This window comes from Collinsella sp. AF29-7AC, assembly GCF_003475665.1.
Classification (GTDB): domain Bacteria; phylum Actinomycetota; class Coriobacteriia; order Coriobacteriales; family Coriobacteriaceae; genus Collinsella.
This window is the reverse complement of the sequence record NZ_QRQX01000016.1, coordinates 1-19,321: the sequence shown is the minus strand read 5'-3', so window position 1 is coordinate 19,321 and position 19,321 is coordinate 1. Positions and strand designations below refer to the sequence as shown.

Below are 19,321 nucleotides of genomic sequence, written 5' to 3'. Positions count from 1 at the left end.
AACTTACATGTGGGATTGGATCGTTAACATCCTTTTCGAGCTGCTCAAGCTCATCCAGACCTTTGCGGTCGACTGGGGCCTGTCCATCATCATCCTGGTGGTCATCATCCGTCTGCTACTGACGCCGCTTATGCTCAAGTCGACTAAGTCGACGGCACGCATGCAGGTGCTGCAGCCCAAGATGCTCGAGATCCAGGAGCGCTATGCCGACGATCCCCAGCGTCAGGCCGAGGAAATGCAGAAGTTCTACAGCGAGAACAAGTTCAACCCGATGGCTGGTTGTCTGCCGCTGTTGATTCAGATGCCTGTCCTGTTCGCCCTATTTACGCTGCTGCGTAACCTGCCGGACTACTTTAACGACGGCGCGTTCTCGTTCTTTAATATTCTGCCCGACCTGACCACCACGCCGAGTGCCTCCTTTGCCGATGGCTTTATGGTCGCGCTGCCTGCGCTGGTCTGCCTGATCCTGTTCGCTGTCCTGACCCTGATTCCGCAGCTCTATATGTCGCGCAACCAGACCGGCCAGCAGGCTCAGAGCATGCGTATGATGGCCGTTGTCATGACGGTCATGATGCTTTGGATGGGCTGGAGCCTTCCCGTTGGTGTTCTGCTGTACTACGACGTCTCGTCTGCTTGGCAGGTTATCCAGCAGATTTTTGTGACGCAGAAGGTCATCGACAAGGCGAAGGCCGATGAGGAGGAGCGCCTTAAGAACGCGCCGCTGCAGGTTGAGGTCACTCGTCGCGAGAAGAAGCCGCGCCCGCACAAGAAGAAGTAGCGGGATATCAATCTTATTTAGGTACCTAACTTTTGGAGTACGTTATGTCTGAAGAGATCATCGAGGATATGCTTGAGGAGGTTGCCCCGCAGGTCGCGGGCGATTATCCCGAGATTGCACAGCGCTACAAGGCCGGTGAAGAGCTGACCGACGAGGAGCTCGACACCATTGCCGATGTCGCGATTTCCATCCTGCGTTCCATCCTTTCGCACTTCGATGCCGCCAACTCTCCTATCGATGAGTATGAGGGCGACGAGGGTGAGCTGATTCTGGATGTAACGGCTCCCGACCTTGCTGTTCTCATTGGCCGTCATGGTCGCACCCTTGATGCCCTTCAGGTTATGTTCTCTTTGCTAGTGAGCCGCAAGCTTGGCTTTAGGTATCCGGTTGTAGTGGACGTCGAGGGATACAAGAGCCGCCGTCAGGACAAGGTTGCCTCCATGGCTCAGTCTGCAGCCGAGCGTGCCATCCGCACTCATAAGAGTGTTTCGCTTCCGCCCATGAATGCCTACGAGCGCCGACTGGTTCACATTGCACTTCGTGGCAATGACGCCGTCGATACTCATTCTGAGGGTTCTGACCCCGATCGCCATGTGGTGATTGTTGCTCGATAATCTACTCGAGCTTATGCTAAGGGGACGTGGTTTCCACGTCCCCTTTTTTTGTCAAAAGTTCTCGATACACTGATTTTTGTCAGAAAGGAGCTTTCGTTGTTAGTACTTACTGATCAGCAGGCTGACGAGATGTTGAGTCGTCTAACTTCCTATTGCAAAGAGTATTCCTTGAGCGTAACTGATGTTGAGCTGAGGAAATGTATTCAGCATTTGGATTTGGTTCTGGAAACAAATAAGACAACCAATCTCACCCGTATTCTTAACATAGAAGATGCTGCGGTACTACATATCCTCGACTCTCTTGTTTTGCTCCCTTATATCAATAAGGCTCCTGAGGGAGCTTTGCTCGATATGGGAACAGGTGCGGGCTTCCCTGGTATTCCTTTAACCATAACCACGCATCGTAAAGCTACTTATATTGACTCCGTTCGCAAGAAGGTTGATGCTGTCAATTCTTTTGTTCATGATCTTGGATTGAAACATGCTCATGCGGTTCATGATCGCCTTGAAGAATATGCTCGAAGCCATAAGAAGCAGTTCTCTGTCGTAACTGCCCGCGCACTGGCTCCACTACCGATTCTTGTTGAGTATGCAGCTCCGTTCCTCAAGGATGGAGGGCTATTTGTTATCACCAAGGGTAATCCTTCGGATGAGGAGCGTGCTTCTGGCATGTCAGCAGCTAGGATTTGCGGCTTCACTTTGCTTCTGAATGACGCAACCGATTTGCCTGAGGGCTTGGGCCACAGGGAGTTCATTGTTCTTAAAAAGAGTCATCCAGCATCCGTTTCATTGCCTCGTGCAAATGGCATGGCAAAGAAGAATCCGCTTGCCTAGATGTTTCACGTGAAACATAATGGATACTAACAACTTGCAGTGTTTCACGTGAAACATGGCGGTTGATATCGAATCGGAATGTTTCACGTGAAACATCCTCCGTTTGACAGCTTTAATACACACCAGGAGGGACCGTGGGATTTCGCGACGTTAAGCGTTCTAAGAGCGCAAAAGACACGCGTATCATTGCAATCATCAATCAAAAAGGCGGCGTCGGTAAGTCAACGACGGCTGTAAACCTTGCAGCAGCACTGGGTGAGCAGGGTCGTAAGACCCTGATTGTCGATTTTGATCCGCAGGGAAACAGCACCAGTGGATTTGGAATTGAAAAAGAAGACCTTGATCACTGCATCTATGATGCATTGTTGAATGATGCGCCGGCAGAATCGCTTGTTCTTGATACAAATTGCAAAAAGGTATTCGTAATTCCAGCTACGATTCAGCTTGCAGGTGCCGAAATTGAGCTCGTAAGCGCAATTGCTCGTGAAACCCGCCTCAAAGATTTGCTTGAGCCGATTCAGGACGAGTTCGATTTTATTTTCATTGACTGTCCTCCTTCGCTCGGCCTGCTTACTATCAATGCCTTGACCGCAGCAGATAGCGTTTTGATTCCAATCCAGTGTGAGTATTACGCACTCGAGGGCGTTACGAAGCTGCTTGAGTCAATGAAGATGGTCAAATCACGTCTGAATAAGGGCTTAGACACCTATGGCGTGCTTATGACCATGTATGACTCACGTACTTCTTTGTCGAATCAGGTTGTTGAGGAAGTTCAATCGTACTTTGGTGATAAGGCGTTTAAGACGCTGATTCCCCGTACGGTTAAAATCTCTGAAGCTCCGTCTTTTGGAGAACCGGTAATTACCTATGCACCTCAAAATAAGGGTGCAAAAGCGTATATGAACCTTGCAAAAGAGGTGATCAAGCGTGCCTAGTGCAAAGAAACGTGGTGGATTGGGACGCGGACTCAATGCTTTGGTCTCAGAGGCTGAGTATGAGACCGGTGGTTCTGCTGCATCTGCTTCAAATGCCGCATCTGAAACAAAACTACCTATTGAGGATATCGTTCCCAACCCTAATCAACCGCGAATTCACTTTAATGAAACTGAACTTCGCGAGTTGAGCGAGTCAATCCAAGAACATGGCGTTCTGCAGCCGCTCTTGGTTCGCAAGCATGGAAACGGCTATGAGATCATCGCTGGTGAGCGTCGTTACCAGGCGTCAAAGCTTGCTGGTCTTGAGGAACTGCCTGTCATCATTAAAGATGTTAATGATGAAGAGATGCTGGCTCTTGCTCTTATCGAAAACCTTCAGCGTTCTGATTTGAATCCCGTCGAAGAGGCTAAGGGCTATCGCCAGCTCATCGAAGCTAGCGGTATGACCCAGGAGGCATTGTCGAAGGCCGTAAGCAAGTCACGCTCTGCAATTACAAACTCGCTGCGCCTTCTCGATCTCCCCGAAGTAGTTCAGCAGATGATTTTTGAGGGTAAACTTACTGCTGGTCACGCACGTGCGATTCTTGCAGTTCCCTATGAGGATGCTCGAATTCGACTTGCAGAGAAGGTTGTTGCGGAGGGCCTTTCCGTAAGAGCGACAGAAAATCTTGCTCCATTGTTTTCTGCCGGAGAGACACCTAAGACGCCGCGGCCCGCAACGCCGCAGTCTTTTAAAAAGGCTGCGCGTGTACTTCGTCAGGTATTTAATACCAACGTGCGTGTGAAGAGCTCGCGTGGAAAGAATAAGATTGAGATTGAGTTTAAGGACGAGGAAGAGCTCTCTCGTATTCTTGGTGAAATGATTCAGTTTAATCAAGGAGGCCAAGATGAGGAATAAGATTTTTACTGCGATTGCATTGGTGACGACTGTCGCGGCTGGTGCCTTTGCTGGCTATAAGATCGCGACAGACGATGAACTTCGAGGTCGTTTGCTTCGTGGAGCGCAAGATATCGTTGATACATCCAAGAAGAAAATGGATGTTATGACAGAAGATGTTGCCATGCGCACTGCTCAGGTAACGAAAAATCCTAAGATTAATCAAGGTTGGGTTAGCAACCAATGGGAAAATGTAGGCTATTAGGTACCTAATAATTACTTTGCATATTTTGAGGGGCCCTTGTCTGATTCATGAGACATGGGCCCCTTATTTTGTCCGTAAAAAATGGGAAAGGTAGCAGCTGGTCCAAAATTGAGGTCAATAAATGAAACGGCCCCGGTTGCATATCCTGCAACCGGGGCCGTTCGACGTTTCACATGAAACGTTTTGGAGTGCGACTCCCCTATGCGTTCTTCTGAACTTTGAAGCGCTGTTTCAGCTGTCCGCAAGCGGCGTCAATATCGTTACCACGGGAGTTACGAATCGTGGTCTCGATGCCACGGGACTCAAGACGACGCTGAAGATCCTCAACCTTATGAATCGGCGACGGCTTGAGCGGGCTGCCCTCGATGTCGTTAAGTTGAATCAGGTTAACGTGGCACAGCGTTCCCTCGCAGAAGTCGCAGAGTGCCTGCATCTCGGGATTCGTATCGTTGACGCCTTCGATCATGGCATACTCATAGGTCGGGCGGCGGCCAGTCTTCTCGGTGTAGAGCTGAAGCGCTTCGTGAAGGCGAAGCAGCGTGTACTTCTTGACACCGGGCATGAGCTTATTGCGCGTCGACTGGATGGCGGAATGCAGGGAAACGGCAAGCGTGAACTGCTCGGGGATATCGGCAAATTTGCGAATACCGGGAATAACGCCGCTGGTAGAGACGGTGAGGTGACGAGCGCCGATACCGATGCCATCGGGGTCGTTGAGGATACGCAGTGCCTTGAGAACCTCGTCGTAGTTGGCAAACGGCTCGCCCTGGCCCATGAAGACAACGCTTGTGGCACGCTCGCCAAAGTCGTTGGATACATGAAGCACCTGGTCGACGATCTCTTGAGCGGTCAGAGAGCGCTTGAGGCCGTTGAGACCGGTAGCGCAAAAGGCGCAGCCCATGCCGCAGCCTGCCTGGGTGGAAACGCAGACGGAAAGCTTGTTGCGACGGGGCATGCCGACAGTCTCGACGGAAATGCCATCGTGGTACTCGAGCAGATACTTGCGCGAGCCATCTTTGGAAACCTGCTTGGTGAGTTCAGTCGGCGTATCAAAGGCAAAAGCCTCTTTAAGCTGCTCACGGAAAGCCTTGGGAAGATTGGTCATATCGTCAAACGAACAAACGTTCTTCTCAAAGACCCATTCGATGAGCTGCTTCGCGCGGAAGGCGGGCTGGCCAAGTTCGGCCACGAGCTCGCGAATATCGTTTTGGCTCAAGTCGCGAATGTCCTGAGATTTAGTCCTGGGATTCATGGAAGCCTTTCGATTTTGGGGAAACGTAGAGGGTATCGCTACAATATGGTATCAGCTGCAGAAATTATAGAGGAGGAGTCTGCCCATGCCGGGTAAAAGCCTAGAGAACATGCACGTAGCGGTCTTGGCGGGCGGTCATTCCGCCGAGCGCGAGATCTCGCTCGATTCGGGAAAGAACGTTGTGGTGGCACTGAAGGAAGCCGGCTACACCTCGGTGGAGCTGCTTGACACGGCCGCTGATGACTTTATGGTAACCATGGCGACCGGCGGATTCGATGTGGCATTTATCGCCATGCACGGCGCCGGCGGTGAGGATGGCGCCATGCAGGGTGCCATGGAGACCCTGGGTATCCCCTACACGGCCTCGGGCGTACTTGCCAGCGCCTGCGGTGCCGACAAGGAGGTCTCTAAGCTCCTATACGCCAAGGCGGGCATTCCCATTGCCCCCGGCCTTGCGCTCGAGGTGGGCGATGAAGTCGATATCGATCATATCGTCGAGGTTTGTGGCGAGCGCTGCTTTGTGAAGCCGGCCGTCAACGGTTCCAGCTATGGCATTTCCCTGGTCCATGAGCCCTCCGAGCTGCCCGCGGCAATCGCCAAGGCGTTTGAGTACGGTGACAAAGTGCTGGTCGAGAAGTGCATCGAGGGTACCGAGATCACCGTCGGCGTATACGGCGAAGATGACGTGCGCGCCCTGCCGATTGTCGAGATTCGTAAGCCCGAGGACTGCGAGTTCTACGATCTGGACGTGAAGTATGTCGACCCTACGGATATCCATCGCATTCCGGCGCAGATTTCACCCGAGAATTACGCTCGCGCTCAGGAACTTGCCTGTGCCGCTCACAAGGCCCTCGGTTGCCTGGGTATCTCGCGCAGCGACTTTATTGTGAGCGAGGACGGCCCCGTTATCCTCGAGACCAATACCATTCCCGGCATGACCGATACGTCGCTGTATCCGGATGAGATCCGCCACACCGACGACATGACGTTCCCGCAGGTCTGTGACAGCCTGATCCGTATGGGCCTTCGTCGAGCGGGCATTGCATGCTAATCGAGGACGCGGTTTCGTCAGGAACGCCGCAGTTTGTCATCGACTCCTATGCCACGCTTGCCGACCGCGCCAAAACGCAGTCCTTCGGCCTTATCGAGGAAGATGTGATTGTCCTCGATACCGAGACCACGGGTCTTTCGGTGCAGGACAATGAACTGATCGAGATCTCGGCGGCCCGTCTTTCGGGCCGCGAGGTCATCGACCGCTTCGATACCTTCGTGCATCCCAAGCAGCTGATTCCCGCCGAGATTACCGAGCTCACGAGCATTACAAATGCCGATGTGGCAGATGCCCCGTCGGCGGTTGAGGCCGTCGCCGCTCTCGCCGATTTTGTCGGTGGCTGCCCGGTGATCGCACATAACGCCACGTTCGACCGCTCGTTTATCGAGTCGGTCAAAGGCGGCGTCAACGTGAGTGATATTTGGATCGATTCGCTGGCGCTGTCGCGCATCGCGCTTCCGCGCCTGGCCTCTCACAAGCTGTCTTTTATGGCCGATCTGTTTGGCTGCGACTCGGTATCACACCGTGCCAATGCCGACGTCGACGCCCTGTGTGGCGTATGGCGCGTGTTGCTCGTGGCGCTCACCGACTTGCCCCAGGGCCTCATGGCGCGCCTAGCCGACATGCATCCGGACGTGCCTTGGTCCTATCGTCCTATCTTCTCGTTCTTGGCAGGGCAGAACCCTGGTTCTATCTTCTCTCTCAGCGCCGCTCGTGCTGACGTTCTCAAGGCCGATCGCGCCGACGATCGGGTGGACGCCGATGAACTGCCGGTACTCAAGATGCCGAGTCGTGAGGAGATTGAGGCAGACTATGCGCCAGGTGGTCTGGTCAATCGCATGTATCCCACCTACGAGCCGCGTGATGAGCAGATCGCGATGGCGCTCGAGGTCCGCGATGCGCTGGTCACGGGCACTCATCGAGTAATTGAGGCAGGCACAGGCGTCGGCAAATCGATGGCCTATCTGGTGCCTTTTGCCGAGGCAGCGCGCCGTAACAACATCACGGTTGGTATTGCGACCAAATCGAACAATCTTGCCGACCAGCTCATGTACCATGAGCTGCCAAAACTTGCCGAGCAACTGGACGGTGGTCTGTCGTTTTGCGCGCTCAAGGGGTATGACCACTATCCGTGCCTGCGCAAGCTTGAGCGCATGAGTCGCGGCCAGGTCGAGATTACCACCAAGCGCGATCCGGCGGATACGCTCACGGCGGTCGCGGTCATTATGGCGTACGTCTGCCAATCGGCCGATGGCGACCTCGACTCGCTCGGCATTCGGTGGCGCAGCGTCAACCGTCCCGACTTTACGACGGCCTCGCGCGAGTGTGCTCGTCGCCTCTGCCCGTTTTTCCCTGATAAATGTTTGGTCCACGGTGCTCGCCGTCGTGCGGCGCATGCCGATGTGGTGGTCACCAACCATTCCCTGCTGTTCCGTAACGTCGCGGCCGAGGGCAGGATTTTGCCTCCGATTCGTCATTGGGTAATCGACGAGGCCCATTCCATCGAGCGCGAGGCGCGCCGTCAGTGGGCGCGCGTGGTGTCGGCGGACGAATCACGCGTCCTGTTCGAGCGCCTGGGTGGCTCGAGCACCGGAGCACTAAGCCAGGTTTCCCGTGATTTGGCAACCTCCGAGGGCTCTACGCTCTATCTGGGCCTTACTGCCAAGGCGACGTCGACGGTTGCCCGCGCGAGCATGGCAATCGCCGACGTGTTCGATGGCGTTCGCGAGCTCGGCCGCCGTGCGCGTGGGGGTTATGACAATGCCAATCTATGGATTGGCCCCGAGCTGCGCGAATCAGACGACTGGCATGATTTCTTACAGTCGGCCTACACTGGCATCGACGCATTGGAACAAGCTGACAAGAGCGTCGACGCGCTGGTGCAAGCCGTCGCCGCCGACAAGCCCGAGGTTGTTGTCGACCTGGGTGATATCTCGCGCCGCCTGCACGAGCTGGCCGAGAACCTCAAACTCATCATTGATGGCACCGATGAACACTACGTGTACTCGCTGCAGGTCAATCGCAGACTTCGTGCCGGCGGAGAGTCGATGACCGCAGAGCGCATCGACATTGGCGAGGCTTTGGCAACCGAGTGGCTACCCGAGGTTCACACGGCTATCTTTGCCTCGGCGACCATGACGGTGTCCAAAAGCTTTGAGCACTTTAACCATGCGGTCGGCCTTGATCGCATCGGTGCTTCAACGTCGTCATCGCTGCACTTGGATTCGAGCTACGACTTCGATTCGAACATGGCTGTAGTCGTTGCGGGCGATATCCCCGATCCACGCGACCGCGAAGGCTATCTTTCGGCGCTCGAGCGTGTGCTGGTCGACGCTCATCTTGCCATGGGCGGATCGGTGCTCACGTTGTTCACCAATCGGCGCGACATGGAGGACCTATACGCCCGCGTTGAGCCCAAGATGGCCCGTGCGGGTCTGGAGCTCAACTGCCAGCAGCGCAACTCATCTCCTCGTCGCCTGCGCGACCGGTTTATCAACGAACCGACCTCGTCGCTTTTTGCGCTCAAGGCCTTCTGGGAGGGGTTTGATGCCAGCGGCGAGACGCTGCGCTGCGTCATCATTCCCAAGTTGCCGTTCTCGAGCCCCACGGACCCGCTCTCGTGCGAGCGCAACCTGCGCGAAGACCGCGCATGGGCGCGCTATTCGCTGCCCGAGGCGGTGCTCGAGGTTAAGCAGGCCGCGGGGCGTTTGATTCGCTCGTCGACCGATAGCGGTGTGCTGATCTTGGCGGATCCTCGCCTGGTGACGAAGGGCTATGGCAAGAAGTTCTTAACGTCGCTGCCCACGAGCTCCTACCAGCGCATCGAATCGGCGCAGATCGGACACTATCTACAGCTGTGGCGTGCACGCCACGAGCGGCGGCGCTAAAGCGGACAGACGAGGGCTTTTGCCATATCGCACAGACGCTTTGACAGGGCGGGGTCATCCAAGATGCGGATGGCTCCGCCCGCTGCGATTATCTGGCTCAGTAGCCAACGTTCGGAGCCGTAATGCACGGTTACCGTTGCCATGTCTGCCCCGCTACGCTCGATGAGGGTGATGCCGGCCCAGTCCAGATGCTCCGCCATATCGAGTGGCATCAAGAGCTTTGCGCTACGCTGCGTTCGGGCAAGGGAATCGTGGAGGGATGCAACGTCCGGTGCGTGAGGCACGACGGAGTCTTCCGTCAAGGTGAGTCCCTCGATTTTATCCATGCGATAGGTGCGCTGCCCATCGACCGCGATGTCCCAGGCAATCAGGTATGTTTGGTCGCCGTTTGCCGTAATGCGCAAGGGGTCGACCAGACGCTCGCGTGGCCGTGCATCGTCCATCGAGCGATATGAGATGCGGCAGCGAACGCCGTCCTGAATGGCGCAGCTCAGCTGCTGCCAGTGCGACCCGTGGTTGACGGTGTCAAAGACGCGCTGGTTATAGCCGAGCTCTTCGGGTAGAAGAGCATGTCGAATTCGAGCCGCCGCCTGGGGCTCGATCCCCAACGATTCAAGTTCATGGTTGAGCACAGCGCCTTCGGCGGCACTCAGGCGCAGCGGTAGCACACGCCCGGCGTCACCGGTGAGGACCACACGCTCGCCGTGGCATTCGCAGATGATGCGCACGCCCGATTCTCGGTCCGCGAGCGTCGAGACGATCTCGAGAATCTCGTCGAGCGACACCCCCGTGATGTCAAAGCGACTGCAAATCTCGGTTCGTGTCATGCCGCTCTCGCCGGCGGCGTAGAGGGCCTCCATGATGTCGATGGCGCGCGAGAGTCTCTGCTCGCTGGTGAGTTTACGCACGGGCATGCTCGTGCACCGTCCTTTCAATGAGGCGGTTCCACGCCTGCTTGAGCGATTTGGGGGCCATGGGCCTCATGCCGTCCATGGTGTGGGCCATGCAAAATGAGGCGGCGGCTTCAAGGTCGCGCACGTCAACGGTCCAGATCCATCCCGCATCGGTGTGTGCGAGCTCACCTCGCCCGCGCGTGAGGCCGTTGATCATATCGATCTGCGTCTGAGGGGCGAACGAGAACGTAGCTGCAACGGGCGGTCGGTCGGCAAAATCGAATTCAAAGAACAGATAGTCGTTGAGATTGAAGTCTGCAGGGATGGCGTAGGCCTTCGAAGGACGCCAAGCGCGAACGATACGGTCGCAGCGGAATGTCCTGATGTCGTCGGTGGCATTGTCGAGGCCGCAGAAGTACGCAACGCCCTCGCGCTCGAACATGCCGTAGACGCAGACGGTACGCTCTTTCTGCTCACCGCGTCCGTTCTGATATAAAAATCGCAGTGCGCATCGCTCGGCAAAGGCGCTCCATACCGCATCGACGGTGGGAGAGCGGCGGATCGGTGCTTCGTCCGCCGTCGTCCTGCCGGTGAGGTAGGCAATCTTGGAACGAATATCGGCAAGCGGCGCGGCAAAAGTGGATGAGCCGGCCGCTATTGTCTGGTCGATAGCGTTGAGCAGGATATCGGCGTCGTCTGCGGTGATGAGGCCACCTGCCGCAAACGTGTGCTCGCGGTCGATTGTCCATGAGCTTTCCTCGGTCTCCTGCGCGCCGGCGGGGCGAACCTCCTTGATTAAGATGCCGCGTTCGAGCAGTTTGTCACGATCGCGCCGAAACTTGCGCTTATCCGAGTCGATATTGCCCGAGCCATATCCCAGGTCAGAATCCAAGACGATCTGCTCGGTCGTCAGCGGTTCGGGGGAGCTGTTGAGCACAAAGAAAAGATTGAGGATGCGCTGAGCCGTTTTATCGAAACTGGGCTCCGAATTCCCCTTTTTAATTGTCGCGGTCGCGTCGCTTGCCGTCATAGAGTCCTCGCATGAGAAGGTGGTTTGCTGCCATGATTTTAGTCCGATATGGAGATTAGGCTATATCCTTGTCCGCTCGGGGCGTTAAGATGGCCCGAATTCGGTCGTTTGCGCTCGCTCGGGGTATACTTTCGACTATATACGGTTCTAATGTGCATGCATTGGGCCTATTTGTCGGATTATGGATGTGGAGCGCACATGGCGAACACCCAGAACTATATTAACCACCTGCTGCAGAACACCGGCATCACGCCGGCATGCAGCGAAGAAGAGCGCTTGGCTGCCGAGGATATCGCTCAGATCTTCCGCAACCACGGCTTTGATCCCGAGGTTCAGGAGTTCAATGCCCCGGCGCCCAGTAGGTTGGCATTTGCCGTTACCGGTATTCTTGCGTTTGCCGGCGCCCTGCTGATGGGCATCGGCGGCGGTATCGGTTTGGTCGGCACCTTGCTGGCCATCATCGGCGCCGTTCTTTACGTGCTCGAGCGCACGGGCCACCCCGTGGTTTCGCGCCTGGGCAAGACGGGCGTGAGCCAAAATGTCATCGCCTACCACAAGGCCTCGGGCCCGCTCGCGTCTCCGCGCAACCGCCCGGTGGTCGTTGTCGCACACTACGACTCTCCCCGTGCTGAGCTGCTCGCCCGCGAGCCCTATGCTTCGTATCGTGCGCTCATCGCCAAGCTGTTGCCTGTTGCCACGGTTGCCCCTGCTGCCGTTGCCATTTTGCGCATCCTGCCGCTCCCCGGCGCGCTCAAGGTTCTGCTGTGGATTGTCGCGATCCTCGCTTCCCTCGTCGCACTCGCCAACGCGGCAAACATCATCTCTAACCGCTACATTCTTCCCTATACGTCCGGCGCGGTGTGCAACAAGTCTTCTGTCGCCGCTATGCTCGGTGTTATGGACAACGTTGCTCCTTTCCAGGGCGAAAACGAGTTTCCCGACGATGTTCCGTTCGATACCTATTTTGGGGAGCAGAAGCGTCGTGCCGAGGAAATGGCGCGCGCAGCGGCGGAGTATGCCGCGGCCCAGCAGCAAAACGACTACGGCAACACCATCGAGTATGAAGAGCCTACCTACGCCGAGGACGAGTTCGGTCAGCCGATTGCTCCCGACGCTCAGGCCGAGCCCGAACAGGGTGAGGCTTTCGACGAGCAGATCGAGGGCTTTGAGGGTGCGTCTGCCGACGAGACGCTGATTGGCGCCATTGTGCCCGAGGATCAGAATCAGGCTGTCCAGGCCGAAGAGTTCAATGACGAGGTTCCCGCTGCCGAGCCGGCGGAGGAGCCTGTCGCGGCCGAGCCCGAGCCCAAGCTCTATCGCAATGCCGCCGGCAACATCCGCTTTGGTTCGGATGCCATCCGTGCGCTCGGAATGCTTCCCGAGTCCTGCACGCTCGATTACGAGGAGGGCGAGGAGCCGACGTTTGAGCCCGAGCCTGCCCCCGTCGTGACCGTGGATGATGAGTCTGCCGCGGTTACCGCTGCCGTTGCCGAGTCCGAGGCGGTGTCCGCGATCGATCCCGCGGCAGGACTGGACATTTTGGCTCCCGCCGCGCCGGCGCAAGACGTTGCGGATGAGTCTGACGACGATTACGTTGAACAGCCGAGGCGCGTGTCTTACGAGAGCGATACTGATTTCTCGGCCGAGATTCCCGCGGCAACGCCCCATGCCGATATTGCATCCGCGTTCTCTTCGATTGGCGCCAGCGCTTCCAACTTCTTTAAGGGCGCGCTTGCAAAGGGCAAGAAATTTGTCGACGATTTCGAAGAGAAGCGCGCTGCTGCACGCGAGGCTGCCGAGCAGGAAGCTATCGCTCAGCAGCAGGCAGCTGAGGCGGCACGTGAGCTCGCGGCGCAAGAGTTCGAGCAGAACGAGGCTATGCAGTCCGTGCCCGTCGACGCTGCCGAAGCTATGACGTCCTTTGAGTCCCAGCAACCGGCGTCCGCGGATGTTGTTGAGGCGACGACGTCTTTCGAGGCTCAGCAACACGTCGATAGCACCATGTCGTTTGATGCCGCGCAGTTCGATTCCACGATAACGTTTGAAAAGCAAGGCACCGCGATTGCCGAGCCCCTTCCTGTTTCCGATGAGCAGGGCGACGCGGCAGACGATGACGAGCCTATTGATGCTGCCGAAATCCAAGATGCTGCCGAGGACGAGCCCGTCGAGGTCAACTGTGACGAAGAGCAATACGCGGCAGCCGAGCAAGATGATTCGACCGAGGTCGAGCAGGAGGAAGCGCCTGCGGTTTCCGAGGCTCCCGAGACAGATGAGTCGAGGCCTTACTCCACGCAGATTTTCACCATGCCGGCCCCGAGTGGTTCCGGTGCCACGGTTGCCGATGTTGCTCCCACCCAGGACGAAACGATCGATTCCCTTATGGCCCAGATTTCCTCCCAGGCATCACCACGTCCGCAGATGAATGTTCCCGATCCGGCGTCGGCTCCGTCGCCTGCACCTTCCTCGTCTCCGCTAGCTTCGGTCCCCGATCCGTCGCTGCCGTCGATGAAGCAGGCAAACGTTGCGTCTCGCACGTCGCTGTTCGACCTTCCCGACCCCTCCGCACAGGTCAACGACCCCTTTGCTACCGCTCAGGGTCCCGAACCCACATCGGCACCCGTTGCGCCTCCTAGGCCCGTTGCGTCGGGCGCACAGCCGATCGAGACCATTTCGGCTCCCGCCCCGGCGGCACCCAAGTCTCGCAAGCGTGGCCTGGGCGGCCTGTTCGGTCGTAAAAAGAAAAACGAACAGGACAGCATGAGTGACTGGCTGGGCGTCGAAGACGATTACGATGCCAAGAAGTCCGGTCGCGGCATCGGTTCGTGGGATAATTTCGAGGACGATAACGATGGCTGGAAGGGCGGCGCTACGTCTTCCGACGGCGCTTCTTCCGAAGATATGCTCTCGGCTGTTGCCTCTATGGGTGACGATGAGCTGCTCGGTCACGATATCTGGTTTGTGGCAACGGGCGCCTCGGACTGTGATGGCGCCGGTATGAAGGCCTTTTTGGCTTCGCATCGCGATAAGCTCCGCGGCGTATTCTTCATCAATCTTGAATCCGTCGGCGCCGGTAGGCTTTCGGTGGTGACGGTTGAGGGCGAACAGCAGCTGCTCAAGGGCGATCGCCGCATCATGAACCTGGTCAGCAAGGTGTGCAAGTCGTTCCATGTCGATTGTGGCGCGCTCGAGATGCCCTATGCCAAGACCGATGCCTATGCCGCGCTCGAGGCGAGCCGCCGAGCCCTCACCATCGCCGGCGTGGACGGCACGCGCCTGGCTTGCGCTCGTACCGAGGACGACCTGCCCCACAATGTCAACCCGACGAACATTGCCACGGTATCCGAGGTCGTGACCGAGGTTATCCGCCGTTCGTAGACGGAGCTCTAAGGAGTCAACGTGTTTTCGTATATTAAGCGCCATTGGCCTGTCTACGTGATTTTGGCCTTGATCGCCATTGCGTTAGGATTTGGGGCTGCCTACATCGTGGGTGCGAAGGGCTCGACCCCCGCCTCCGCAATCAGCGAAGAGGTGGAGCAAGAACAGAGCACGGGTGCCGATGGGATTCCTGAGTCCGAGCAAGCAATCGTTGATGGTGGATCTTCTTCTGCAGAGTAGATACGGCGATTTAAATGATTGAAAGCGGGCGAGCCGGGGAACTGGCTCCCCCGCCTTTTCATCGCGCTAGCGCTTCTTTGGGATCGACCTAAGGCGAGCGAACCATAGGGCTGCGGCACCCGAGGTCAGGAGCGCGGTGATGCAAGCGGTGATGGGAACTGATCCTGTTGCCGGTAGGTCCTGCGGTAGGGTACAGCGTTGAATGACACGGTCCTCGTCATGTGACTCAAGTTTATCGCCGCCGCCGTTGCGGCAAAGATCGACGCGCGCGCTGTTGGTAAGTGCGGTTTGGGGCGTATAAGTCGACGTTGCCTGCATGTGCACGACTGCGCCCCGAGCGCCTGTGCCAAGGATTGCTTTGGCATCGTCAAGGTCGTCGTGCTCATCTTTGAGATCATCACAGGTCCAAGAATCTGCATCGCTTCGAGTCGTAAAGTCGGCGGCTACCGCACCGTATTCAATGCGAATGCCCGTTACGACGGTATTGGATGCAAGGTCGAGTTCTTTCGCCTCGAGTGTGGCGGATTCCGTGGTCGAGACATCCGCCTTCCAGAGGTGCCAGCCGTCGTAATCGACGAGGCGGCAATCTTCACCCAGACTCTCTTTTACTTCGTCGGACTCAAGCCAAGGATTTTCGTGCCCATCGTCAAGTGTCGCGTTTGCCGGCTCATCGACGTCTGTCGAGTCCAACGGCGTCGTGCGATACCACACGTTGCACAGACCGTTGAGGTCGCCGATGGCGACGGGGGTTTCGATTGAGACGAATCTCGCCGTATCGTCCTCGGCACACTCAAGATCATCGGTAATTGTGAACTCATCAACCCAGGTAGCTGAATCGTTTCGAGCGTCGATGGTATAGGAGAAAAGGCCGTCCGTATTGGTTTGCGTTGCGGTGCGATTTTTACCATCGCCGTTGGCCAGCAGACCCTTCCCGATAGGTTGGACAAGCTCCTGACGCTTGTCGACCTGTCCTTTGATCTCGATGGGCGCATCCTTCATCGCGACGGATTGGACTTCTCCCGTATCCTTTATTTCAAACGTTATCTCCTCGGCAAGGTCATAGGTCCGCGGAGACATCATTTCGCGCAACGAGTAGGTGCCGGGTGTAAGATGTTCGACGCGGTGCGGCTTGTCGGATGAGGTCCAGGAGTCTATTTCGGTTTTATCGGGACCATATAAGGTTAGTTGTGCGCCTTTCACTTCCTGCTCTCCGCTTGCATCGACCTTGGAGATATCAACCTTGGTGTAATCGTCGGATACGTTAAGCCGTGCTTCTACAACGGGTGTTTTCTGGTCGGCATAAGCGAGGTCTACGATATGGGGCGTCCGGTCGAGTAAGAAGCCTGCCGGCGCTTGAGTCTCGACAACCTCGTAGCGTGCGGCGCCAGATCCCAGCGGGAGGTCGTCCGCGCGTGCTTCTCCAGTTTCATCCGTTGTGACGGTAGCGACAGTCTCACCGTCGAGCGCGGCAATGCTACCGTCGGGGCGTACGATATCACCCGAGGCACGGATCTCAAAGATGGCGCCCGCGAGGCTGCTGCCGTCTACGACATCGGTTTTAACGATCCTGATGTTTCCGGTCGCGGCGTGGTCATAATACGAGGCGATTGCAACGGGCGTTAGGTTCATGTCGGCGGGTATGTTTACCTCGATCTCTTTGCCGACAAGATAGGGCTCTTTGGCCGAGGTTTCGCGTACATAATAGGTGCCCGGCACGAGCGATTCGGGCAGTGTGACGGTCCCGGTCGCGTCAGTCGTAAAGGTGTCCATTACGTTATGTGCTGGATGCCAGCAAGTTTGTGAGACAGGTTTGTGATTGCTGTCGAGGAGTTGGAAGGTGAATCCGGCTAGGGGAACAGAAACGCCTGTTTGGGCATCGCGTTTTACAATCTGGAGATGCGTCGACAGAGCGTGGTTGTCCACGATATATTGAAGCTCGGCGCCGTCGGAAATCTGGTTGGCCTCGACGGTCCATTCCCCTGCACGTTTAAAACCCTCTGGGACGGTTTCCGGAACCTCACGAACGGTGTAGCCGGCGCGGTCGTATGGGATGGCTCCGTGGACACCGGCGGGTCGCTTGCCTGCGCCAAACCATGCTTCGGGCTGATCTTTGGTGGAGGCAAAGCCATAGATGTTTGTGGTCAGTGTGCCTACAACCTGCTGAGAGCTGTTGCTCACAACCTCAAAGACAACACCTCCCGCCGGCTGCTCCAGGCCGGATTGGTCGCTATTGCCGTAGTCCTTGAATTTGGAAATTTCAAGGTCAAACGCAATGGGGATATCGGAAACGCGCGATTCGATCTCGACCACGCCTGAATCACCGAGCTGGTCGGCTCTAACGGTATAGGACCAGCTATCGTTGGATGGCAGGTAGCCCTCGGGGGCTTTTGATTCATAGATGGTAAAGGTTCCTAGGGGGACATCGGTGAGGGTGGCTCGACCGCTTTCGTCGGTCGTGAGGATTTGCGCCCATCCAGGGGTTGATTGCGACACACACGTGAACTCTGCTCCTGCGAGTGAAGATCCCACCTGGGAGCCGGCATTCGTCGCGGCATCGAGTTTTACGATACACAGGTTGATGGTGCCGGGCTGTTCATCAATGGCGACCTGTCCACCGTCATTCCCCGTGGTAAAGGCGATGCGATCACGACGGGGGACATAGCCGGCCGGCGCCTTCGTTTCAACTAGGTAGTATGCCGTATTGGGCAGAAGTGTTGCCTGTGCTCGACCGTTGCCGTCCATCTTGACGGTGCCGACATGTGCGTCGCTGGCGCCCTCAAAGATATTGAACGTCGCCCCACTAAACTGATAGGTATTGTTTCCGCTGGTAATAGCGGTGTTCGCAGACTGCTTTTGGAAGGAAACAGAGACTGCCGGCAGTACATAGAGCATGTCTTGACGTTTGTTGCCGCCCGATACGGCCCCTAAATAGCGCCGCGCGCGGTGCGGAGCGGCTTTGATGCTTCCTGATTTTGCGTTGTCGTGGAGCCATCGCGCAGCCGCCACGACTTCATCGTCGGCGGTAAAGTGCCCACTCTTGGTTTTGCCCTGAGCGGTCGTGTAGGAGTAGGTGCCGTCGACATGGGTAGTGCCGTTGAGCATCCATACGGCAAGCTGGGTGGCGGCGCGGGCGCGATCGGGTGAAAGATGGTAACCGCCAAACGACGTGGCGGTAGGATATCCGTGACAAACGATTGCCGCGAACTCGTCGTCGAGCCACACCCAGCCTTGATCAAAGTTGAGCCATGGGCCGCCCGGCTTGGTGGGCCCGGGGCGTTCCTGGTTCATGCAGTAGGCAATCGAGGCGTCCTGAGCTTCATATTTGCCGATGAAGAAGGGTCCACAATCATCGCTAATGGTGCGGAAGCCGAGCTGGTCGTAGCCATCGACGGCAAATGCGGCTCCCGGTGCCAGGCAGCCGAAAAGCAGGAAGAGGAGCAGGAGCAGCGGACCTGTTGCGATTGCGCTGTGGACAGAGTGCGTGGGTGCGTTGGACATGGCTGCTCCTTATCCCTCGTGCGCCGCACGGGGAGGCCGCGGCGCTTGGGATGAGGCTACCGCCATGGTTCATGCGGGTAAGTACCAGAAGCTGACCAAAAGCTTGCCTGATTTCTGACAAATCGAGCTCAAATACAATAATCAGATAAAAGTACAGGTAGAAGATGGTAAGAAAAGAAAGACAAAGGTCCTCATCTCCACAATTGACGCGATTTTCAAACGAATCTCCACAGCTAAAACAAGCATCACCACCCTTGTATCGAACAAGACAACCGCGTTATACTAGCCAACACACAAGCGGGCATCGCCAAGTGGTAAGGCATCAGCTTCCCAAGCTGACACTCGCGGGTTCGAGTCCCGTTGCCCGCTCCAGAAAAAGTAAAAGCACGGCACCGTTCCGGTGCCGTGTTTTTTTCAATAAAGTGCCGGGACTCGAACCCGACAGGGTGCGAGCGTTAAACAAATGAGCAAGTGTGAATTCTCACGCTATGCCGTTAACCAACTCACTACGGTACGTTTGCATTCTGTTTGCGTTGAGGCTATGGGCTTAACGGCGGTTAAAAGGTCGCCTCACTAGGTGTTGGAGACAACCTTCTCGATGGCGATATCGATCTGCTCCTGCGCCAGCTTGGTAGCCTCGTTTTCAAGCCGGTCAGCCTTGGCCGAGGTGCTCACGCTCCTGTCCATAAGGTCGGCGATGGCGGATTCAGCGTCCGCGCCGAGGCGAGGGACGCGAATTTTTTTTTCAAGACTTTAGTCTGCTGGCCGCGCAGCGCCCAGCTTTAAACCAC

Annotated in this window: 14 protein-coding genes and 1 tRNA gene; 11 read left to right on the top strand and 4 right to left on the bottom strand. The window is 56.7% G+C overall.

Annotated elements, in window-relative coordinates; translation table 11 throughout:
- Nucleotides 1-7: 7 nt before the first annotated feature.
- From DWZ15_RS07805 to DWZ15_RS07780, 6 genes are all read left to right on the top strand, one after another.
- A complete protein-coding gene (locus DWZ15_RS07805; protein WP_117564014.1) occupies nt 8-778 on the top strand; it encodes a YidC/Oxa1 family membrane protein insertase in 771 nt (256 codons plus the stop codon).
- Nucleotides 779-822: 44 nt separating this feature from the next.
- Nucleotides 823-1,392, top strand: a complete 570-nt coding sequence (locus DWZ15_RS07800) for a R3H domain-containing nucleic acid-binding protein (RefSeq protein ID WP_022093802.1) — start codon at nt 823-825, stop codon at nt 1,390-1,392.
- A 168-nt stretch (nt 1,393-1,560) separates the two neighbouring features.
- A complete protein-coding gene (rsmG, locus tag DWZ15_RS07795) occupies nt 1,561-2,226 on the top strand; it encodes a 16S rRNA (guanine(527)-N(7))-methyltransferase RsmG (protein ID WP_233544681.1) in 666 nt (221 codons plus the stop codon).
- 134 nt (nt 2,227-2,360) lie between these two features.
- On the top strand, nt 2,361-3,161 hold the full coding sequence (locus DWZ15_RS07790) for a ParA family protein (protein ID WP_118450318.1): 801 nt from the start codon (nt 2,361-2,363) through the stop codon (nt 3,159-3,161).
- Nucleotides 3,154-4,059, top strand: a complete 906-nt coding sequence (locus tag DWZ15_RS07785; RefSeq protein WP_199580053.1) for a ParB/RepB/Spo0J family partition protein — start codon at nt 3,154-3,156, stop codon at nt 4,057-4,059. The genes DWZ15_RS07790 and DWZ15_RS07785 overlap by 8 nt, the downstream gene beginning before the upstream one ends.
- Nucleotides 4,049-4,303 (top strand): hypothetical protein, encoded by a 255-nt coding sequence (locus tag DWZ15_RS07780; RefSeq protein WP_117817403.1) that lies wholly within the window; start codon nt 4,049-4,051, stop codon nt 4,301-4,303. Before DWZ15_RS07785 ends, DWZ15_RS07780 begins: the two co-directional genes overlap by 11 nt.
- Before the next feature lie 199 nt (nt 4,304-4,502).
- Here the strand turns inward: DWZ15_RS07780 and rlmN are convergent, their stop codons facing one another.
- Nucleotides 4,503-5,555, bottom strand: coding sequence for a 23S rRNA (adenine(2503)-C(2))-methyltransferase RlmN (gene rlmN / locus DWZ15_RS07775; RefSeq protein ID WP_055251319.1), 1,053 nt, complete (start codon nt 5,553-5,555; stop codon nt 4,503-4,505).
- An 85-nt stretch (nt 5,556-5,640) separates the two neighbouring features.
- Between rlmN and DWZ15_RS07770 the strand changes: the two genes are divergently transcribed.
- Both DWZ15_RS07770 and DWZ15_RS07765 read left to right on the top strand, forming a co-directional pair.
- Nucleotides 5,641-6,606 (top strand): D-alanine--D-alanine ligase, encoded by a 966-nt coding sequence (locus tag DWZ15_RS07770; RefSeq protein WP_117637917.1) that lies wholly within the window; start codon nt 5,641-5,643, stop codon nt 6,604-6,606.
- Complete coding sequence (locus DWZ15_RS07765; protein ID WP_118450316.1) at nt 6,600-9,494, top strand: helicase C-terminal domain-containing protein; 2,895 nt, start codon at nt 6,600-6,602, stop codon at nt 9,492-9,494. The genes DWZ15_RS07770 and DWZ15_RS07765 overlap by 7 nt, the downstream gene beginning before the upstream one ends.
- On the opposite strand, the gene DWZ15_RS07760 is transcribed toward DWZ15_RS07765, so the two are convergent.
- Together DWZ15_RS07760 and DWZ15_RS07755 are read right to left on the bottom strand one after the other, a co-directional pair.
- A complete protein-coding gene (locus DWZ15_RS07760) occupies nt 9,491-10,408 on the bottom strand; it encodes a YafY family protein (protein ID WP_118450314.1) in 918 nt (305 codons plus the stop codon). The two genes, DWZ15_RS07765 and DWZ15_RS07760, sit on opposite strands and share 4 nt — an antisense overlap.
- Entirely contained in the window at nt 10,395-11,417 is a 1,023-nt protein-coding gene (locus DWZ15_RS07755; RefSeq protein WP_118450312.1) for a YafY family protein, read from the bottom strand. Before DWZ15_RS07755 ends, DWZ15_RS07760 begins: the two co-directional genes overlap by 14 nt.
- A 198-nt stretch (nt 11,418-11,615) precedes the next feature.
- Here DWZ15_RS07755 and DWZ15_RS07750 point away from each other — a divergent pair, with 198 nt between their 5' ends.
- Complete coding sequence (locus DWZ15_RS07750; RefSeq protein ID WP_118450310.1) at nt 11,616-14,792, top strand: hypothetical protein; 3,177 nt, start codon at nt 11,616-11,618, stop codon at nt 14,790-14,792.
- A 21-nt stretch (nt 14,793-14,813) separates the two neighbouring features.
- Nucleotides 14,814-15,032: a hypothetical protein gene (locus DWZ15_RS07745; protein WP_117735826.1), complete on the top strand. Its 219-nt coding sequence runs from the start codon at nt 14,814-14,816 to the stop codon at nt 15,030-15,032.
- Between the two features lie 66 nt (nt 15,033-15,098).
- On the opposite strand, the gene DWZ15_RS07740 is transcribed toward DWZ15_RS07745, so the two are convergent.
- A complete protein-coding gene (locus tag DWZ15_RS07740; RefSeq protein ID WP_117735825.1) occupies nt 15,099-18,530 on the bottom strand; it encodes a SpaA isopeptide-forming pilin-related protein in 3,432 nt (1,143 codons plus the stop codon).
- 297 nt (nt 18,531-18,827) lie between these two features.
- Between DWZ15_RS07740 and DWZ15_RS07735 the strand changes: the two genes are divergently transcribed.
- Nucleotides 18,828-18,902, top strand: a tRNA-Gly gene (locus tag DWZ15_RS07735).
- Nucleotides 18,903-19,321: the final 419 nt, after the last annotated feature.

Coding starts and splice junctions, on each gene's coding strand:
- DWZ15_RS07805 (WP_117564014.1), top strand. CDS start 8: ATGTGGGATTGGATCGTTAACATCCTTTTCGAGCTGCTCAAGCTCATC.
- DWZ15_RS07800 (WP_022093802.1), top strand. CDS start 823: ATGTCTGAAGAGATCATCGAGGATATGCTTGAGGAGGTTGCCCCGCAG.
- DWZ15_RS07780 (WP_117817403.1), top strand. CDS start 4,049: ATGAGGAATAAGATTTTTACTGCGATTGCATTGGTGACGACTGTCGCG.
- rlmN (WP_055251319.1), bottom strand. CDS start 5,555: ATGAATCCCAGGACTAAATCTCAGGACATTCGCGACTTGAGCCAAAAC.
- DWZ15_RS07770 (WP_117637917.1), top strand. CDS start 5,641: ATGCCGGGTAAAAGCCTAGAGAACATGCACGTAGCGGTCTTGGCGGGC.
- DWZ15_RS07765 (WP_118450316.1), top strand. CDS start 6,600: ATGCTAATCGAGGACGCGGTTTCGTCAGGAACGCCGCAGTTTGTCATC.
- DWZ15_RS07760 (WP_118450314.1), bottom strand. CDS start 10,408: ATGCCCGTGCGTAAACTCACCAGCGAGCAGAGACTCTCGCGCGCCATC.
- DWZ15_RS07755 (WP_118450312.1), bottom strand. CDS start 11,417: ATGACGGCAAGCGACGCGACCGCGACAATTAAAAAGGGGAATTCGGAG.
- DWZ15_RS07750 (WP_118450310.1), top strand. CDS start 11,616: ATGGCGAACACCCAGAACTATATTAACCACCTGCTGCAGAACACCGGC.
- DWZ15_RS07740 (WP_117735825.1), bottom strand. CDS start 18,530: ATGTCCAACGCACCCACGCACTCTGTCCACAGCGCAATCGCAACAGGT.